Raw genomic sequence first — 17,388 nt, forward strand, 5'->3', positions numbered from 1 at the left:
GGCGCCTGGCCGGTCACAGCGGGCGGACCCGGTGGGCGGCGAGGCGTTCGCGCACCTGGGGCAGCGCGCGGCGGCTCACGGGCAGCTGGGCTCCGCCGACGAGCACGGAGGCGTTGCCCGTGGCCAGCCGGATGGAATCGACGTGGGCCAGCGCCACGAGGTAGCTGCGGTGGATCCGCACGTACCCCGGGCCCCACTGGCGCTCCAGGTCGTTCAGGGGCACGCGGACCAGATAGCTGGCGTCGGCGGTGTGCAGCCGGGCGTAGTCGCCCTGGGCCTGCACGTAGCGGATGTCGCCGCGCCGGATCATCCGGGTGGTCCCGCCCTGGTCGACGGTCACCATCTCGTCGGGCGTTCCCGGGTCCTGGACCTGCTCGCAGATGCGGCGCACGGACTCGGCCAGGCGTTCGGGGCGGATCGGCTTGAGGACGTAGTCCAGCGCCGCCAGTTCGTAGGCCTCGAGCGCCTGCGCCTCGTCGGCGGTCACGAACACCACCGCGGGCGGGCGGCTGAACCGCGAGAGGACGCGCGCGATGTCCAGCCCGGACAGGGCCGGCATGTGGATGTCCAGGAAGAGCGCATCGACGTCGAACTCCTCGAGGGCCTTCAGCGCCTGCGCGCCGGACGTGGCCCGGTGGATGTCACCCACCCGCGGGTCCTGCTCCAGGAGGTAGGCCAGTTCGGCCACCGCCGGCAGCTCGTCGTCGGCGACGACCACGTTGATCATGGCACCCATTCTAGGCGGGCGTCCGCGGCCGGAACTTGGGGACCCGCAACGTGATCAGCGTGCCGGCGCCGGGGGCGGTGTCGATGACGAGCCCGTGCCCCTCCCCGTAGAACTGGCGGAGCCGGACGTCGACGTTGCGCAGCCCCACGTGCACGTCCTGCGTCGTGCCGGCCAGGACGCGCCGCAGCTCGTCCGGGTCCATGCCCGCGCCGTCGTCCTCGACCGTGATCACCGCGTGCTCGCCGCTGTCCCGGGCCGCGATGGTGATCAGCCCCCCGTGCTCGGTCGCCTCAAGCCCGTGGCGGACGGCGTTCTCCACGAGCGGCTGCAGCGACAGGAACGGGATCACCGTGCCGAGGACCTCGGGCGCGATCTCCAGGTTCACGCGGATGCGGTCGCCGAACCGCGCCTTCTCCAGCAGCAGGTACCGGTCGATGGCCTCGAGCTCCTCGGCGAGCGTCGTGAAGTCGCCCCGGCGCCGGAACGAGTAGCGGGTGAAGTCCGCGAACTCGACGACCAGCTGCCTGGCGCGCACCGGGTCGGTGATGATGAACGAGGCGATCGCGTTCAGGCTGTTGTAGATGAAGTGCGGGCTGATCTGGGCGCGCAGCCCGCGGACCTCGGCCTCCATGAGCAGGGCCCGGGACGCGTCGAGCTCCGCCAGGCCCAGCTGGGCGGCCACCCAGGCAGCGACCTCGCGCGCGGCGCGGACGGGGGAGGCGCCGGCGCGGCGCCACACCGCGACCAGGCAGCCGACCGAGCGGTCGCCCACGACGAGGGGGGCGACGACGGCGTCGCGGCCGTCGATCCGTTCGACGAGGGTGCGCCCGTCCGCGCACGCCTGCCCGGCCAGCGGGATTACGGTCGCGTCGTCCAGCCCGGCCGGCAGGTCGCCGTGCCGGGCGAGCACCGCCGTCGTCCCCGCCACCAGCAGCCCGTCGCACCCCAGCAGGGTGCGCAGGTGCCGGGCCGCGCGGGCCGCGCCGTCGGCGGTGAGCCCCTCCGCCAGGTGGGGCGCGGCGAGGGAGACGGTGTGCAGGGTCCGGTACGTGGCCCGGTCGGCGTTGGTGCCCAGATCGCGCGAGGAGCGGACGATCCGGTGGCCGGCGAGGAAGGCGAGGGCGACGGCGGCCAGGACGACGGCGGCGACCAGGACCGTCTGCAACGCGGGCGAGAGCATGCGCCCAGCGTACGGCCGCCCCGGCGCCGGGCGCCCCGGCCCTCGCCGCGCAGCGCCACGGCAGGGCCCGGCCGAGTCCGCCGGTGCCCCGGCGGGCCCCGCCGCGGCCCGGTGGCCTCGCCGTTGGGCGTGCCGGCACGCCGTTCGGCGCACGAACGGCGCCGCTGGCCCCACCGGGACCGTGACGCGCTTCACAGGCGGGGCGCGCCTCCCGCAGAGTGATGGGGATCACGCGGTGCCGTCCGGCGCCGCCCCACCCATCCGAGGAGGATCCATGGGCCCCCACGCCACCGGCGAGCACGCCCCCGAGTCCGAGGCACGGACCGCCCAGGACCCGGCGACGGACTTCGCCCAGGTGCAGTCCAGCGCCGAGTTCCGCGAGCTGCGCCGGACGCACCGCAGCTTCGTGTTCCCCATGACCGTCGCGTTCCTGGTCTGGTACTTCGCCTACGTGCTCCTGGCCGACTACGCGCACGGATTCATGTCCATCAAGCTGATCGGCAACATCAACGTCGGCCTCGTGCTCGGGCTGCTCCAGTTCGTCTCCACGTTCGCCATCACCGCCGCCTACGTGCGGTTCGCCAACAAGAAGCTCGACCCCCAGGCCGAGGCCATCCGCCACCGCATCGAGGCCGCCGCCGGCGACGCCCGCGAAGGAGAGAACCAGTGAGCGCCATCGTCCCCGTGGCGGCCGCCGCCGCCGAAACGACCAACGTCGGCAACCCGTGGGTCAACATCCTGATCTTCGCCCTGTTCGTCGGCGTGACCCTCGTCGTCGTGCTGCGCGCCAGCAAGAACAACCGCACCGCCGCCGACTACTACGCGGGCGGCCGCTCCTTCTCCGGCGGCCAGAACGGCACCGCTATCGCCGGCGACTACCTCTCCGCCGCCTCCTTCCTGGGCATCTGCGGCGCGATCGCGATCAACGGCTACGACGGCTTCCTCTACTCCATCGGGTTCCTCGTCGCCTGGCTGGTCGCCCTACTGCTCGTCGCGGAGCTGCTGCGCAACACCGGCAAGTTCACCATGGCGGACGTGCTGTCCTTCCGGCTGAACCAGCGCCCCATCCGCATCGCCGCGGCGACCACGACGCTCGCCGTCTGCGTGTTCTACCTGCTGGCCCAGATGGCCGGCGCCGGGGCGCTCGTCTCCCTGCTGCTCGGCGTGGACGACAAGCTCGGCCAGTCCTTGGTGATCACGGTCGTCGGCGCGCTGATGATCCTCTACGTGCTGGTCGGCGGCATGAAGGGCACCACCTGGGTGCAGATCATCAAGGCCTGCCTGCTCATCGCCGGCGCGTTCATCATGACCATCTGGGTCCTGGCGATGTACGGCTTCAACCTCTCGGCCCTGCTCGGCGACGCCGTCGCCACGGCCGGCAACGAGGCGCTGCTGAACCCGGGCCTGGCCTACGGTGCCAGCGAGATGTCCAAGCTCGACTTCATCTCGCTCGGCATGGCCCTGGTCCTCGGGACCGCCGGCCTGCCGCACGTGCTGATGCGCTTCTACACGGTCCCCACGGCCAAGGAGGCCCGCCGGTCCGTGGTCTGGGCGATCTGGCTGATCGGCGCGTTCTACCTGTTCACGCTGGTCCTCGGCTACGGCGCCGGGGCGCTCATCGGCCCCGACCGCATCCAGGCCGCCCCGGGCGGCGTGAACTCGGCGGCCCCGCTGCTGGCGTTCGAGCTGGGCGGGTCCCTGCTGCTCGGCGTCATCTCCGCCGTCGCCTTCGCCACGATCCTCGCCGTGGTCGCCGGCCTGACCATCACGGCCGCCGCGTCGTTCGCCCACGACATCTACGCGAACGTCATCGCCAAGGGACGCACCACCCCGGAGAAGGAGGTCAAGGTCGCCCGCCGGACGGTGCTGGTCATCGGCGTCCTGGCGATCCTGGGTGGCATCGGCGCGCAGGGCCAGAACGTGGCCTTCCTGGTGGCACTGGCCTTCGCGGTCGCCGCCAGCGCCAACCTGCCGACCATCGTCTACTCGCTCTTCTGGAGCCGCTTCACGACCCGCGGCGCCGTCTGGTCGATGTACGGCGGCCTCGCCGCGGCGATCCTGCTGATCGTGTTCTCCCCGGTGATGTCCGGCACGGAGACCTCGATGATCCCGACCGCGGACTTCGCCCTCTTCCCGCTGAAGAACCCGGGCATCGTGTCCATCCCGCTGGCGTTCCTGCTCGGCTGGATCGGCACCGTGACGGACCGCCGCACGGAGGATCCGGTCATCGCGGCCGAGATGGAGGTCCGTTCCCTCACCGGCGTCGGCGCCGAGAAAGCCGTGGAGCACTAGCGCCGGGCCCGCGCCGCCGACCGGCGCCCCCGAGGCCGAACCGGCCCCGCCGCAGCCCGCGGCGGGGCCGGTTCCGCGCGTGGGGGAGGCCGCCGCGGAGGGTTCCCCCGGCCGCGGGGAGTGCGCGCTCCCCGCGCTGTGCCGCCGGTGGCTACGGTTGCGTGCGCAGCAGCGGGCGGGTCCGGTGGGGGATGAGCTCCGTCATGGACAGGGACGTGTCCGCCCGCTCGACGCCGGCGATCCCGAGGATCGTGCCGTGGACGCGGAACAGGTCCTCGGCGCCGCGGGCGACGACGCGGGCCAGGATGTCGGCGCTGCCGGTCAGCCCGTGCGCCTCCACGACCTCGGGGATCCGGGCCAGCTCCTGGACGATCTCGGCCAGCAGGGACTGCGTGACGTGGATGTGGACGAAGCTGGTCAGCGGGAAGCCCAGGGCCGCCGGGTCGATGCGCCGCTCGAACGGCAGGAACGCCCCGTGGTTCTCCAGCCGCGCCATCCGCGCCTGCACCGTGTTGCGGGACATCCCGAGGCGCTGGGCGAGCGCGACGACGGTGGCCTTCGGGTCCTCCGCGAGCGCGTCGAGCAGGCGGCGGTCGGTCTCGTCCAAGGGGTGCATGATGCGCAACCGTAGCATGGTAGTGGTGGACGACACAGTGCATCCTGCGCAGGTTTCCTCGGGGTGGTTGTGCGTCGTGTGCGATGTGAGTACGGTCACAGCAACGGGGCGATGACGCCCCACGGCGGACCGCGCACACCCCGCGCGGCCCCGCCGGACCAACCACGGAAGGGTGTGCGACGTGACCGTCCACGAGGCAGCGCCGGTCCACACGGGGCGGGGTGGCGATCCCATCCAGCTGATCGCCCCGAATGGCGAACGGCGCCCGGATTCCGAGCTCGACCCCTGGGTCGAGGACGTCGACGACGCGATGCTGACCCGCCTGCACCGGGACATGGTGGCGGCGCGGCGCATCGACACGGAGGCCACCGCCCTGCAGCGGCAGGGCGAGTTGGCGCTTTGGCCGCCACTGCTGGGCCAGGAGGCGGCCCAGATCGGCTCCGTCCACGCCCTGCGCGGGGACGACTTCGTGTTCCCGTCCTACCGCGAGACCGGCGTCATGTACGTGCGGGGCATCGACACGGTGGACATCCTGCGCGTGTGGCGCGGCAACGCCAACGGCGGCTGGGACCCGCACGAGTTCAACGTGGCCACCGCGCAGATCGTCATCGGCTCGCAGGCCCTGCACGCCGCCGGCTACGCCATGGGCATCGCGATGGACGGCGGCGACCAGGCCGCCGTCACGTACTTCGGGGACGGCGCCACCAGCCAGGGCGACGTCAACGAGGCCATGGTGTTCGCCGCGAGCTACCAGGCGCCCTGCGTCTTCTTCTGCCAGAACAACGGCTGGGCGATCTCCGAGCCCGTCACGGTGCAGTCGCGCACGCCGCTCGCGGACCGGGCGCCCGGCTTCGGGATCCCCTCCATGCGCGTCGACGGCAACGACGTCCTCGCCGTCCTCGGGGCCACCCGCTGGGCGCTCGACCGGGCCCGCACCGGCAGCGGGCCGAGCTTCATCGAGGCCGTCACCTACCGGATGGGCGCCCACACCACCGCCGACGACCCCACCCGCTACCGGACGGAGGCGGACCTGGAGGCCTGGCGCGCCCGGGACCCGATCGCCCGGGTCGAGGCGCTGCTCGGGCTCCGGGGAGCCGACGTCGCCTCCGTCCGGGCCGGGGCCCAGGCGGAGGCCGACCGGGCGGCCGCGCACCTGCGCCTGGGCATCGCGCAGATGGCCGACCCCGAGCCGCTGAGCGTGTTCGACCACGCGTACGCGGAGGAGCACCCGTGGCTGGAGCGCCAGCGCGAGGAGTACCGCCTGTACCTGGACCAATTCGAGGGGACGGGGGAGCCGCGGTGACCGCCACGACGTTCGGCAAGGCCATCAACGCCGGCCTGCGCCGCGCCATGGAGGACGACGGGAAGGTCGTGCTCATGGGGGAGGACATCGGCCGGCTCGGCGGGGTCTTCCGCATCACCGACGGGCTGCAGAAGGACTTCGGCGAGCACCGCGTCCTGGACTCGCCGCTGGCCGAGTCCGGCATCGTGGGCACCGCGATCGGCCTCGCCTACCGCGGGTTCCGCCCCGTCGTCGAAATCCAGTTCGACGGCTTCGTGTACCCGGCGTTCGACCAGATCGTCAGCCAGGTCGCCAAGCTGCACTACCGGACGCGCGGCAGCCTGCGCGTCCCGCTGACCATCCGCATCCCGTATGGCGGCGGCATCGGTTCGCCCGAGCACCACTCCGAATCCCCGGAGGCGTACTTCGCCCACACCGCCGGACTGCGCGTCGTCAGCCCATCGAACCCGCAGGACGCCTACACGATGATCCGCCAGGCGATCGCCTGCGACGACCCGGTCGTCTTCCTCGAGCCCAAACGGCGCTACCACGTCAAGGCCGAGCTCGACGAGGAGGACGCCGGCATCCCGATGGGCGAGGCCCGGGTCGTGGCCGAGGGCTCGGACGCGACGCTCGTGGCGTACGGCCCCATGGTCAAGACGGCGCTGGACGCGGCCGTGGCCGCCGCGGACGAGGGGGTCTCGCTCGAAGTCGTGGACCTGCGTTCGCTGTCGCCGATCGACTTCGGCACGGTGGAGGCGTCCGTGCGCAAGACGGGCCGGCTCGTCGTCGCACACGAGGCGGGCCGGCACGTCGGGCTCGGCGCGGAGATCGCCTCGTCCGTCGTCGAGCGCTGCTTCTACCACCTGGAGCACGCCCCCGTGAGGGTGACCGGGTTCGACATCCCCTACCCGCCGTCGAAGCTCGAGTCCCACCACCTGCCCGACCTGGACCGGATCCTCGATGGCGTCGACCGGGTCCTGGACCGCCCCAACTCACTGAGCAGTCTGGAAGGCTAGATGAGTACCGTGCTGAAGGTGTACCGGCTCCCCGACCTGGGGGAGGGACTGACCGAATCCGAGATCGTTTCGTGGCGCGTCGCCGAGGGCGACACCGTGGAACTGAACCAGGTGATCGGGGAGGTCGAGACGGCCAAGGCCGTCGTCGAGCTTCCGTCGCCCTACGCGGGACGCATCGCGCGGATCCACGAGCAGCCCGGCGCCACCGTCGAGGTGGGCAAGCCGATCGTCTCCTTCGACCTGCCCGGCACCGGCCGGGAGGGCGAGGGTGGGCAGGGCGAGGGCGCGGCCGCCGCCGCGGGCCCCGGCACCGCGGACGGCGGTGCCGGGGCGCAGGACGACGGCGAAGCGGCGCCGCGGCGCACGCCGACGCTCGTCGGCTACGGCGCCGCGGCGGAGTCCAACGGCCGTCCCGCGCGCCGGACCCGGCGGGCGGCGGATGCGTCCGTGGCGCCGCCAGCCCCGGCGCCTGCTGCCCCCGCCCCTGCCGCGGCGGGCGGCGCCCAGTCCGCCACCGAGGCCGGCGCCGCGGGATCGGGGAACCCGTCGCCCGCCGAGCGGCCGCGCTCCACCCCGCCGGTGCGCAAGCTCGCCAGGGACCTGGGCGTGGACCTGGACGCGGTCTCCGGCACGGGACCCCGCGGACTGATCACGCGCTCGGACGTCGAGGAGGCGGCGGGGGCCGGGGCGGCCGCGCCGTCCACCCCCGCCTCCGGGCCGGCGGTGGCCGGCGCGGCGCCCACGTTGAACGGCGCGCCCCGCGAGGAGCGCACGCCGATCAAGGGGGTCCGCAAGGCGACGGCCGAGGCCATGGTGGCCAGCGCGTTCACGGCCCCCCACGCCACGGAGTTCCTGACCGTCGACGCCACCGAGACCCTGGCCCTGCTCGAGCGGATCCGGAGCCGGCCCGAGTTCCGCGGGCTGCGGCTGAACGTGCTGGCCGTCGTCGCCAGGGCCGTGTGCCTGGCCTTGGCGCGCAACCCGTCGCTGAACTCGCGCTGGGACCAGGAGGCCGGGGAGATCGTGCGCTTCGGCTACGTGAACCTCGGGATCGCGGCCGCCACCCCGCGCGGGCTGCTCGTGCCGAACATCAAGGACGCGCAGGCCCTCGACCTGACGGGCCTGGCCGCTGCCCTGTCCGGGCTGGTGGAGGCCGCACGCGCCGGCGCGACCCGGCCGGAGGACCTGCGCGGGGGGACGGTCTCGATCACGAACGTCGGCGTGTTCGGCGTCGACGCCGGCACGCCGATCCTCAACCCCGGGGAGTCGGCGATCCTGGCCCTGGGACAGGTCCGGCGCCTGCCGTGGGAGCACCAAGGCGGGATCGCGCTGCGCGACGTGGTGACCCTGAGCCTCTCGTTCGACCACCGCGTGGTCGACGGCGAGCAGGGCTCGCGGTTCCTGGCCGACGTCGGCACCATCCTGTCCGACCCCGGGATGCTGGTCGCGATGGTGTGACGCGGGCCGTCCGCGGCGCGCTACTTGATGACGTCGCCGGTGGCCGCGTCGACGTAGACCTCCTGGTTGTCGTCGGGGCGGTCCGGCAAGTCGAGCGAGACCTTCCAGGCGACCGTGTCGTTGCGGTCGTCCAGTTCGGCCTCGTCGACGACGCGGTCCGGGGCCTCGCCGAGGGCCGTCCGCAGGGCCTCGGAGAGCTCGACCGTGGCGGCCTCCGCCGCGGCGAGCTCGTCCGCGTCCAGCCGTTCCCCGCGCTCCTCGTCCTGCGCCTGGCCGTCCGGCCCGATCCGGACCTCGCGGGCGGTCTCGCCCTCCAGGACAGTGACCTTGAACCCCTCCTCGGTGTCCTCGCGGTCCAGCTCGATGGCCTTGCCGCCACCGGACGTCGCGGCCGCGATGGCGGCGACCGCCTGGTCCCCGCCCGCGGCGGCGCCGCCGGAGGCGGCGGACCCGGACGACGGCGGGGCCGAATCCGAGGCGGACGTGCCCCCGGCCGCCGAGGAGCTGGTGTCGGGCGCGGCCGTCGGGCCGCCCGCGGCCCCGTCCTCGGCGGCGTCGGAACCGGTGTCGCACGCCGTCAGGAGGGCAGTGGCCAGCAGCCCGGCCGCCGCCATGGATGCGTACTTCGATGCTGTGGTGTGCCTCATGCGTCTTGGGTAACACGCGCGGGGCGGCGGGGCCAGTGGTGCGGGGAAGGCCCGCCCGGGACTCGTTAGGCGAGCTCCATGACGTATTCCTTCACGACCGCGGCGCGGGCGTTGGCGAAGTCCTCGTTCTCGCCGATGACCTTGAAGCCGCGGCGCTCGAGGACCTTCTGGGAGCCGATGTTGTCGGTGACGACGCGGGCCCGCACGGGGCGCTGCGTGAACTCGGCCAGGAACGCGTCGACGGCCGAGGTGGTGATGCCGCGGCCCCAGAACTTCTTGTCGGTCCAGAAGCTGATCTCGGGGGTGCCCTCGTTGGGGTAGGCGATGATCGAGCCGGCGACCTCGCCGTCGTGCTCGATGGTGCGCGCCACCGTCTCGGGGTCGCGGAGCATGAGGCCCCAGTGGTAGTTGAAGACGCCGCGGTCGGCCGGGTTCTTCGCGATGAAGGCGGCCATCGTCTGCGCTTCGGGGTCCTGCTGGTGCTCGAAGAACTTGTCCAAGTCCGTCGGCTCCACGGGGCGTAGCCTCACTGCCATCCCTTTCCTCGGGGTCGTTGTCCTGCGCCTAGCCTACCGGGACCGTGAGGGCGGCCACGGCCATCGTGACGAGGCGCGCGTGCATCGTCTCCCGCGCCGTCCGGCCCGCATGGGCCGAGTGCGGCGTGGAGTTGATGAGGCCGAAGACCGCGTGGGCCCGGGACCGCGCGGCGTCGAGGTCCTCGTCGCCGTGGAGCCTGCGCAGCTGTCCGGCCCACACGTCGACGTACTCGCGCTGGAGCCGGCGCACCAGGGCCCCGTCCTCCGGCGCGAGGCTCGACAGGTCCCGGTCCTGCACCCGGATCACGTCCGGGTGGTCCAGGGCGAAGTCCGCGTGGAAGCGGCACAGCCGGCGCAGGACCTCGATGGGGTCCCCGTCCCCGGCCTCGACCCGCCGGCCGCCCTCCAGGAGGTCCTCGCTCACGCCCACCAGCAGCGCGCCGAGGACGGCGGCCTTGCCGGGGAAGTGCCGGTAGACGGCCGGCCCGCTGATTCCGCACGCAGCGCCGAGGTCCTCGATGGAGACCCCGTTGTACCCGTGTCGCGCGAACAGCCGGGCGGCCTCGGCGAGCAGCGTCGAGCGGCGGCTGGCCTTCGCGGCGCTGCGCCCCGTCGTCGGCTCCCCGTCCGCCATCGCCATGGTTTCCCCGATCGTGTGGCCCGCGCCACGGAAGTTGCTGGACATTCCGGTGCCTGAACAGTACCGTCGATTTCAGTTAATAGATACTAACCGAACGGCCCGGCGGGGACCCCGCGGCGGGCCCGGGGAAGGCCGACATGGAGAGACTCGAGACCCGAGCGGACGCGGCCGGCGACGCATTCGCGGCGAACGCGGCCGCCCAGCGCGCCTTGGTCGACGCGCTGCGCGAGCGCCTCGACGCGGTCGCGCTCGGCGGGCCCGAGGCGTCACGGAAACGGCACACCGACCGCGGCAAGCTCCTCCCGCGGGACCGGGTGGACAGCCTGCTGGACGAGGGGTCCCCGTTCCTGGAGGTCGCACCGCTCGCCGCGGAGGGGATGTACGACGGCGCCAGCCCGGGGGCCGGGGTCATCGCGGGCATCGGACTGGTCCACGGTCGCCAGGTCATGGTGGTCTGCAACGACGCGACCGCCAAGGGCGGGACCTACTACCCGATGACCGTCAAGAAGCACCTGCGGGCCCAGGAGATCGCCCTCGAGAACGGGCTGCCGTGCGTCTACCTCGTCGACTCGGGCGGGGCGTTCCTGCCCAAACAGGACGAGGTCTTCCCCGACCGCGAGCACTTCGGCCGCATCTTCTACAACCAGGCGCGCCTGTCCGCCGCGAAGGTGCCCCAGATCGCCGCCGTCCTCGGCTCCTGCACCGCCGGCGGCGCGTACGTGCCGGCGATGAGCGATGAGACCGTGATCGTGCGCAACCAGGGCACGATCTTCCTCGGCGGGCCGCCCCTCGTGAAGGCGGCCATCGGCGAGGAGGTCTCCGCGGAGGAGCTGGGGGGCGGCGAGCTGCACGCCCACACCTCCGGCGTCGCCGACCACCTGGCCGAGAACGACGCCCACGCCCTGCAGATCGTGCGCGACATCGTCGCCACGCTGCCGCCGCCGCAGGCCCCCGCCTGGGAGGTGGCGGACGCCGAGGACCCCGCCGTCGACCCGGAGGGGCTCTACGGCGTGGTCCCCGTCGACGTCAACGCGCCCTACGACGTGCGGGAGGTCATCGCCCGGCTGGTCGACGCCAGCGCCTTCCACGAGTTCAAGGCCGGCCACGGGGACACCCTCGTCACCGGGTTCGCCCGCATCCACGGCCACCCGGTGGGGATCGTGGCGAACAACGGCGTCCTGTTCTCCGAGTCGGCCCGCAAGGGCGCCCACTTCATCGAGCTGTGCGACCAGCGCGGCGTGCCGCTGCTGTTCCTGCAGAACATCTCGGGGTTCATGGTCGGCCGGGACGCGGAGGCCGGGGGCATCGCCAAGGACGGGGCCAAGATGGTCACCGCGGTCGCCACGTGCCGGGTCCCGAAGCTCACCGTCGTGATCGGCGGCTCGTTCGGGGCCGGGAACTACTCGATGTGCGGGCGCGCGTACTCGCCGCGCTTCCTCTGGATGTGGCCGGCGGCCCGGATCTCCGTCATGGGCGGCAACCAGGCCGCCTCCGTCCTGGCCACCGTCCGCCGGGACGGGCTCGAGGCCCGCGGCGAGGACTGGTCCGCCGCGGACGAGGAGGCGTTCAGGGCGCCCATCCGCGAGCAGTACGAGGCCCAGGGCAACCCCTACTACTCGACCGCCCGGCTCTGGGACGACGGCATCATCGACCCGGCCGACACCCGCCGCGTCCTGGGCATGGCCCTGGATGTCGTCTCCCGCCAACCCCTGCCGGAGACCTCCTTCGGCGTCTTCCGGATGTAGGTCACACCCATGGAACTCTTCGACACCGTCCTGGTCGCCAACCGCGGCGAGATCGCCGTGCGCGTCGTCCGCACGCTGCGCCGCCTCGGGATCCGCTCCGTCGCCGTCTACTCGGACGCCGACGCCGGCGCCCTGCACGTCCGCGAGGCCGACGAGGCCGTCCGGCTCGGTCCGGCCCCGGCCGCCCAGAGCTACCTCGACACCGACGCCGTGCTCCGCGCCTGCCGGGCCACCGGGGCCCGGGCGGTGCACCCCGGCTACGGGTTCCTGGCCGAGAACGCCGCGTTCGCGCGGGCGCTCGCGGAGGCCGGCATCGCGTTCATCGGACCGGGGACGCACGCGCTGGAGGTCATGGGCGACAAGATCCGCGCCAAGAACCACGTCGCCGCCGCGGGCGTGCCGACGGTCCCCGGCGTGGCCCGGCCCGGGCTCGCGGATCCCGAACTCGTCGCGGCCGCCTCCGGCGTCGGCTTCCCGCTGCTCATCAAGCCCTCCGCCGGGGGCGGGGGCAAGGGCATGGTCGCCGTCGAGGCGCCGGACGCGCTGCCCGACGCGCTCGCCACCGCGCGCCGCACCGCGCTGGGGGCCTTCGGCGACGACACGCTGCTGCTCGAGCGGCTCGTCCGCAGCCCCCGCCACATCGAGGTCCAGGTCCTCGCGGACGCGCACGGCCACGCCATCCACCTCGGCGAGCGCGAGTGCTCGCTGCAGCGCCGCCACCAGAAGGTCATCGAGGAGGCGCCCGCGCCCCTGCTGGAGGGGTACGACGGCGGCGCCGCGCTGCGGGAGCGGCTCGGGCGGGCGGCCGTCGACGCCGCGCTGTCCGTCGGGTACACCGGGGCCGGGACCGTCGAGTTCCTGGTCTCCGACGCCGACCCGGACGAGTTCTTCTTCATGGAGATGAACACCCGGCTCCAGGTCGAGCACCCGGTCACGGAGGAGGTCGTGCGGGTCCGCGGGGAGCGGGTGGACCTCGTCGAGTGGCAGGTGCGCATCGCCGCGGGGGAGCGGCTCTCCATCGCCCAGGCGGACGTCGGCCTGGCCGGCCACGCCGTCGAGGCCCGCGTCTACGCCGAGGACCCCGCCTCCGGGTTCCTGCCCTCGACCGGGCGCGTCTTCCACTACCGGGCGCCCTCCGGACCGGGCCTGCGGGTGGACGCGATGCTGGACGGGCCCGCCACCATCGGCCCGGACTACGACCCCATGGTCGCGAAGGTCATCGCCCACGGGCCCGACCGCGCCACGGCGCTCGCCCGGCTCGACGCGGCGCTCGCCGCGACCCGCGTCTTCGGCGTCGCGACCAACACGGCCTACCTGCGTTCGCTGCTCGCCGACCCGGCGGTCGCCGCGGGGCGGCTCGACACCAACCTCATCGACCGCCGGGGCACCCCGGCCCCGGTGCCGCCCACGGACGCGGAGCTCGCGGCCGCGGCCCACCGGCTGCTCACCGCCGTCCCCGCCAGCGCGGACCCGTGGCATGCCGCGGACGGCTGGCGGGCCGGGCGCCCGCACCCGCGCCGCCTCGAACTCGAGACGGGGGAGGAGACGGTCGCGGTCGAGGCCGGGCCGCCGCGCCCCGCCCCCGGGGGCGGCACCCGGGTGCTGCTGCGCCTCGGGGACCGCACCCACACGGTGGACGACGTGCCCGGCGCAGGCCGCTACGCCGTCGACGGCCACACGCTGCCCGTGGACGCGCTGCCCGACCCCGCCGACGCCGGAGGGCACACCGTCTGGGTCAGCGCGTCCGGCGGGGGCGCACGGGTGCGCCTGCTGGACCGAAGGGAGCGCCTGGCCCGCCAGCTGGCCGCCGTCGACCGCGGCGGCGCCCCCGCGGATCCGGAGGCGAAGGCGCCGATGCCCGGCACGGTCGCCTCGCTGGCGGTTGCCACGGGCGACCGGGTCGCGGCAGGCCAGAAGCTGGTCGGCGTCGAAGCCATGAAGATGGAGCACGCCCTGACCGCCGCCGTCGCCGGCACCGTCACCCTCCACGCCCGCCTCGGCGACCAGGTGGCCAAGGGCCAGGTGCTCGCCACCGTCCACCCCGACCCCGAAGGGAACCAGTAGCATGCCGAACCTCGAACTGAGCGAGGAACACCAGGACCTCGTCGACACCGTCCGCGAATTCGCCGACGAGGTCGTCGCCCCGGTCTCCGCGCACCACGACGCGGAGCACAGCTTCCCGTACGGCATCGTGCGGCAGATGGGGGAGCTCGGGCTCTTCGGCCTCCCGTTTCCCGAGGAGTACGGGGGCCAGGGCGGCGACTACTTCGCGCTCGCCCTCGCGCTCGAGCAGCTCGGCCGCGTCGACCAGTCCGTCGCCATCACGCTCGAGGCCGGGGTCTCCCTCGGCGCGATGCCGGTCTACCGGTTCGGCACCGAGGAGCAGAAGCGGGCGTGGCTGCCCGCCCTGGCGTCCGGCGAGGCGCTCGCCGGCTTCGGGCTCACGGAGCCGGAGGCGGGCTCCGACGCCGGCGGCACGCGCACCACGGCGCGGCTGGAGGACGGGCAGTGGGTCCTCAACGGGACCAAGGAATTCATCACCAACTCCGGCACGGACATCACCCAGCACGTCACCGTCACCGCCGTGACCGGAACCAGCGAGGGGCCGGACGGCAGCGTCAGGAAGGAGATCTCCACCATCGTGGTCCCGGCCGGGACCCCGGGCTTCACCGCCGAGAAGGCCTACAACAAGGTGGGGTGGAACGCCTCCGACACCCACCCCCTGACCCTGCGCGACGTCCGGGTCCCGGAGTCGAACCTGCTGGGGGAGCGGGGCCGCGGCTACGCGAACTTCCTGTCCATCCTCGACGAGGGCCGCATCGCGATCGCCGCCCTGGCCACCGGCGCCGCACAGGGCTGCGTCGACGAGTCCGTGCGCTACGCGAAGGAGCGCCACGCGTTCGGCACGAACATCGGCAGCCACCAGGGCATCCAGTTCAAGATCGCCCGCATGCAGGCCCGGGCCCACACGGCGCGGCTGGCCTACTACGCGGCCGCGTCGAAGATGCTCGCGGGCAAGCCGTTCAAGACGGAGGCGGCCATCGCGAAGCTGGTCGCCGGGGAGGCGGCCATGGACAACGCCCGCGACGCCACCCAGGTCTTCGGCGGGTACGGGTTCATGAACGAGTTCCTGGTCTCCCGGCACTACCGGGACTCGAAGATCCTCGAGGTCGGCGAGGGCACGACCGAGGTCCAGCTGATGCTCATCGCCCGCGAACTCGGGCTGTAGGGGAGGGGACGGCAGATGGACGACGCGCCGCGCATCGAACAGCGGGGCCTGTACCTGGACGAGCTGCAGACCGGGGCCGTGTACGTGCACCGGCCGGGCCGCACGCTCACGGAGGCCGACAACGTGCTGTTCACGACCATGACGATGAACACCCAGGCCCTGCACCTGGACGCGGCGTGGAGCGCCACGCAGCCGTTCGGGCAGCGGCTCGTGAACTCGATGCTCACGCTGGCCACCGTCGTCGGGCAGTCCGTGCCCCAGCTGACCCAGGGCACGATCGTCGGCCAGCTCGGGCTGACCGACGTGCGCTTCCCCCACCCGGTCCACCACGGCGACACGCTCTACACGGAGACGGAGGTGGTCGAGGCCCGCCCGTCGCGGTCGCGGCCCGGCCAGGGGATCGCCACGTTCCGGCACACCGGACGCAACCAGCACGGCGCCACCGTCGCCGAGGTCACGCGCAGCTGCCTCATGTGGACGCGCGAGGCCCACGAGGCGGCCCGGCGCGGGGAGACGACGGCGTGAACGCGCCGGAGGGCGGGTTCCGGCCCGGAACGGACGACGGCGGGGCGGCGGCGTTCGGGCTGGGCCCGGCGATCCTGTTCGTTCCCGCGGACCGGCCGGAGCGCTACGCGAAGGCGGCCGCGCGCGCGGACGCGGTCGTCGTCGACCTCGAGGACGCCGTGCTGCCCGCCGACCGGCCGGCCGCGCGCCGGGCGCTGGCCGCGACCCCGCTGGACCCGGAGCGCACGATCGTGCGCGTCAACCCGGCCGGCACGGAGGACTTCGCCCGCGACCTGGAGGCACTGCGCGGCACCGGCTACCGGCTGGCCATGCTCGCGAAGGCCGAGGACCCGGAGCAGGTCCGCGCGCTCGACGGCTACGGGGTCGTCGCCCTGTGCGAGACGGCCCGCGGCGTCCACCGGGCCGGCGAGCTGGCGGCGGAGCCCGGCACCGTGGCCCTGATGTGGGGCGCGGAGGACCTGGTGGCCTCCCTCGGCGGCACCTCGAGCCGGCACCCCGACGGGACGTACCGCGACGTCGCCCGCCACGCCCGCGCCGCCGTGCGCCTCGCCGCCGGGGCGCACGGGAAGGCGGCCATCGACGCCGTGCACCTCGACCTCGCCGACGAGGCGGGGCTGAGCGCGGAGGCCCGCGACGCCGTCGCCAGCGGATTCGCGGCCACCGCGTGCATCCACCCCGCCCAGGTGGAGGCGATCCGCCGGGCCTACGCGCCCGACCCCGGGGAGCTCGAATGGGCGCGCGGCGTCCTGGAGGCCGCGCGCACGGAGTCTGGCGCGTTCCGCTTCCGGGGGCGCATGGTGGACGAGGTGGTGCTGCGCCACGCCCGGTCGCTGGCCCGCCGCAACCGGGAGGAGTCCCCATGAAACTGGTCCTGACCGAGTTCCTGTCCCTCGACGGCGTCGCCCAGGGCCCCGGCTCGCCCGACGAGGACCCGAGCGGCGGCTTCACGCAGGGCGGCTGGTTCGTGCCCTTCGTCGACGGCGAGTTCATCGACCTGGCCGCCGCCTGGCTGCGCGAGGCGGACGGGCTGCTCCTCGGGCGGCGGACCTACGAGGCCTTCGCCCGGGACTGGCCGCGCATCACGGACCCCGGGGACCCGTTCACCGGACTGATGAACGGGCTGCCCAAGTACGTCGCCTCCCGCACCCTGGAGTCCGCGGACTGGGAACCGAGCACGCTCCTCGCCGGCGACGTCCCCGAGGAGGTGGCCGCGCTCAAGGCCCGGCCCGGCCGGGAGCTGCAGATCCACGGGAGCGCCACGCTCGCCCAGTCCCTGCTGGCGGCGGGCCTGCTGGACACCCTGCGCCTCGTCGTCGCCCCGGTCGTCCTCGGCCAGGGCCGGCGGCTCTTTCCCGACGGCGGCGCGCCGGCCGGGCTGCGCCTCGTGGGGTCGGTGTCGACGACGGCGGGCCTGGCCGTCCACACGTACGAGACGGCGGGGCCGCCCGCGCACGGCAGCTACGGCCCCGGGCCCGGCGACGCCTAGCCCGTC

17 protein-coding genes are annotated in these 17,388 nt (G+C 73.9%); 11 read left to right on the top strand and 6 right to left on the bottom strand.

Annotation, left to right across the window (positions count from 1 at the left end; translation table 11 throughout):
• Positions 1-13: 13 nt before the first annotated feature.
• Both AC1Q5D_RS08450 and AC1Q5D_RS08455 read right to left on the bottom strand, forming a co-directional pair.
• Positions 14-727, bottom strand: coding sequence for a LytR/AlgR family response regulator transcription factor (locus AC1Q5D_RS08450; protein ID WP_481738143.1), 714 nt, complete (start codon positions 725-727; stop codon positions 14-16).
• Between the two features lie 10 nt (positions 728-737).
• On the bottom strand, positions 738-1,907 hold the full coding sequence (locus tag AC1Q5D_RS08455; RefSeq protein ID WP_481738144.1) for a sensor histidine kinase: 1,170 nt from the start codon (positions 1,905-1,907) through the stop codon (positions 738-740).
• Positions 1,908-2,181: 274 nt separating this feature from the next.
• On the opposite strand from AC1Q5D_RS08455, the gene AC1Q5D_RS08460 reads away from it, so the two are divergent.
• Positions 2,182-2,577, top strand: a complete 396-nt coding sequence (locus AC1Q5D_RS08460; RefSeq protein ID WP_481738145.1) for a DUF485 domain-containing protein — start codon at positions 2,182-2,184, stop codon at positions 2,575-2,577.
• Positions 2,574-4,199 carry a solute symporter family protein gene (locus AC1Q5D_RS08465; RefSeq protein ID WP_481738146.1) on the top strand — a complete coding sequence of 542 codons (1,626 nt, stop codon included), beginning with the start codon at positions 2,574-2,576 and terminating at the stop codon, positions 4,197-4,199. The genes AC1Q5D_RS08460 and AC1Q5D_RS08465 overlap by 4 nt, the downstream gene beginning before the upstream one ends.
• 151 nt (positions 4,200-4,350) lie before the next feature.
• On the opposite strand, the gene AC1Q5D_RS08470 is transcribed toward AC1Q5D_RS08465, so the two are convergent.
• Positions 4,351-4,815 carry an Lrp/AsnC family transcriptional regulator gene (locus AC1Q5D_RS08470; protein WP_481738147.1) on the bottom strand — a complete coding sequence of 155 codons (465 nt, stop codon included), beginning with the start codon at positions 4,813-4,815 and terminating at the stop codon, positions 4,351-4,353.
• A 181-nt stretch (positions 4,816-4,996) separates the two neighbouring features.
• Here AC1Q5D_RS08470 and pdhA point away from each other — a divergent pair, with 181 nt between their 5' ends.
• Genes pdhA through AC1Q5D_RS08485 form a run of 3 tightly spaced genes read left to right on the top strand, consistent with a single transcriptional unit; the run spans position 4,997 to position 8,574 of the window.
• Positions 4,997-6,118 (top strand): pyruvate dehydrogenase (acetyl-transferring) E1 component subunit alpha, encoded by a 1,122-nt coding sequence (pdhA, locus tag AC1Q5D_RS08475; RefSeq protein WP_481738148.1) that lies wholly within the window; start codon positions 4,997-4,999, stop codon positions 6,116-6,118.
• On the top strand, positions 6,115-7,116 hold the full coding sequence (locus AC1Q5D_RS08480) for an alpha-ketoacid dehydrogenase subunit beta (protein ID WP_481738149.1): 1,002 nt from the start codon (positions 6,115-6,117) through the stop codon (positions 7,114-7,116). Before pdhA ends, AC1Q5D_RS08480 begins: the two co-directional genes overlap by 4 nt.
• Positions 7,117-8,574, top strand: a complete 1,458-nt coding sequence (locus AC1Q5D_RS08485) for a dihydrolipoamide acetyltransferase family protein (RefSeq protein ID WP_481738150.1) — start codon at positions 7,117-7,119, stop codon at positions 8,572-8,574.
• A gap of 20 nt (positions 8,575-8,594) precedes the next feature.
• Here the strand turns inward: AC1Q5D_RS08485 and AC1Q5D_RS08490 are convergent, their stop codons facing one another.
• From AC1Q5D_RS08490 to AC1Q5D_RS08500, 3 genes are all read right to left on the bottom strand, one after another.
• A complete protein-coding gene (locus AC1Q5D_RS08490; protein WP_481738151.1) occupies positions 8,595-9,221 on the bottom strand; it encodes a PepSY domain-containing protein in 627 nt (208 codons plus the stop codon).
• Positions 9,222-9,286: 65 nt separating this feature from the next.
• The gene (locus tag AC1Q5D_RS08495) at positions 9,287-9,757 is read right to left on the bottom strand and encodes a GNAT family N-acetyltransferase (protein WP_481738152.1); all 471 of its coding nucleotides are present in this window, start codon (positions 9,755-9,757) and stop codon (positions 9,287-9,289) included.
• 28 nt (positions 9,758-9,785) lie between these two features.
• Complete coding sequence (locus tag AC1Q5D_RS08500) at positions 9,786-10,442, bottom strand: SACE_7040 family transcriptional regulator (protein ID WP_481738153.1); 657 nt, start codon at positions 10,440-10,442, stop codon at positions 9,786-9,788.
• Between the two features lie 92 nt (positions 10,443-10,534).
• On the opposite strand from AC1Q5D_RS08500, the gene AC1Q5D_RS08505 reads away from it, so the two are divergent.
• Genes AC1Q5D_RS08505 through AC1Q5D_RS08530 form a run of 6 tightly spaced genes read left to right on the top strand, consistent with a single transcriptional unit; the run spans position 10,535 to position 17,382 of the window.
• Positions 10,535-12,142: a carboxyl transferase domain-containing protein gene (locus AC1Q5D_RS08505; RefSeq protein ID WP_481738154.1), complete on the top strand. Its 1,608-nt coding sequence runs from the start codon at positions 10,535-10,537 to the stop codon at positions 12,140-12,142.
• A gap of 9 nt (positions 12,143-12,151) precedes the next feature.
• The gene (locus AC1Q5D_RS08510) at positions 12,152-14,206 is read left to right on the top strand and encodes an acetyl/propionyl/methylcrotonyl-CoA carboxylase subunit alpha (protein WP_481738155.1); all 2,055 of its coding nucleotides are present in this window, start codon (positions 12,152-12,154) and stop codon (positions 14,204-14,206) included.
• 1 nt (position 14,207) lies between these two features.
• Positions 14,208-15,371, top strand: a complete 1,164-nt coding sequence (locus AC1Q5D_RS08515) for an acyl-CoA dehydrogenase family protein (protein ID WP_481738156.1) — start codon at positions 14,208-14,210, stop codon at positions 15,369-15,371.
• Positions 15,372-15,386: 15 nt separating this feature from the next.
• A complete protein-coding gene (locus AC1Q5D_RS08520) occupies positions 15,387-15,896 on the top strand; it encodes a MaoC family dehydratase (RefSeq protein ID WP_481738157.1) in 510 nt (169 codons plus the stop codon).
• On the top strand, positions 15,893-16,759 hold the full coding sequence (locus tag AC1Q5D_RS08525; RefSeq protein WP_481738158.1) for an HpcH/HpaI aldolase/citrate lyase family protein: 867 nt from the start codon (positions 15,893-15,895) through the stop codon (positions 16,757-16,759). Before AC1Q5D_RS08520 ends, AC1Q5D_RS08525 begins: the two co-directional genes overlap by 4 nt.
• Positions 16,756-17,382 carry a dihydrofolate reductase family protein gene (locus AC1Q5D_RS08530; RefSeq protein ID WP_481738159.1) on the top strand — a complete coding sequence of 209 codons (627 nt, stop codon included), beginning with the start codon at positions 16,756-16,758 and terminating at the stop codon, positions 17,380-17,382. Before AC1Q5D_RS08525 ends, AC1Q5D_RS08530 begins: the two co-directional genes overlap by 4 nt.
• The last annotated feature ends 6 nt before the right edge of the window (positions 17,383-17,388 follow it).

This window comes from Arthrobacter paludis (assembly GCF_056782315.1).

Bases quoted from the DNA above. Each gene is read 5' to 3' on its own strand.
- AC1Q5D_RS08450 (WP_481738143.1), bottom strand. From the start codon at position 727: ATGATCAACGTGGTCGTCGCCGACGACGAGCTGCCGGCGGTGGCCGAA.
- AC1Q5D_RS08455 (WP_481738144.1), bottom strand. From the start codon at position 1,907: ATGCTCTCGCCCGCGTTGCAGACGGTCCTGGTCGCCGCCGTCGTCCTG.
- AC1Q5D_RS08460 (WP_481738145.1), top strand. From the start codon at position 2,182: ATGGGCCCCCACGCCACCGGCGAGCACGCCCCCGAGTCCGAGGCACGG.
- AC1Q5D_RS08470 (WP_481738147.1), bottom strand. From the start codon at position 4,815: ATGCACCCCTTGGACGAGACCGACCGCCGCCTGCTCGACGCGCTCGCG.
- AC1Q5D_RS08485 (WP_481738150.1), top strand. From the start codon at position 7,117: ATGAGTACCGTGCTGAAGGTGTACCGGCTCCCCGACCTGGGGGAGGGA.
- AC1Q5D_RS08490 (WP_481738151.1), bottom strand. From the start codon at position 9,221: ATGAGGCACACCACAGCATCGAAGTACGCATCCATGGCGGCGGCCGGG.
- AC1Q5D_RS08495 (WP_481738152.1), bottom strand. From the start codon at position 9,757: ATGGCAGTGAGGCTACGCCCCGTGGAGCCGACGGACTTGGACAAGTTC.
- AC1Q5D_RS08500 (WP_481738153.1), bottom strand. From the start codon at position 10,442: ATGTCCAGCAACTTCCGTGGCGCGGGCCACACGATCGGGGAAACCATG.
- AC1Q5D_RS08505 (WP_481738154.1), top strand. From the start codon at position 10,535: ATGGAGAGACTCGAGACCCGAGCGGACGCGGCCGGCGACGCATTCGCG.
- AC1Q5D_RS08510 (WP_481738155.1), top strand. From the start codon at position 12,152: ATGGAACTCTTCGACACCGTCCTGGTCGCCAACCGCGGCGAGATCGCC.
- AC1Q5D_RS08515 (WP_481738156.1), top strand. From the start codon at position 14,208: ATGCCGAACCTCGAACTGAGCGAGGAACACCAGGACCTCGTCGACACC.
- AC1Q5D_RS08520 (WP_481738157.1), top strand. From the start codon at position 15,387: ATGGACGACGCGCCGCGCATCGAACAGCGGGGCCTGTACCTGGACGAG.
- AC1Q5D_RS08530 (WP_481738159.1), top strand. From the start codon at position 16,756: ATGAAACTGGTCCTGACCGAGTTCCTGTCCCTCGACGGCGTCGCCCAG.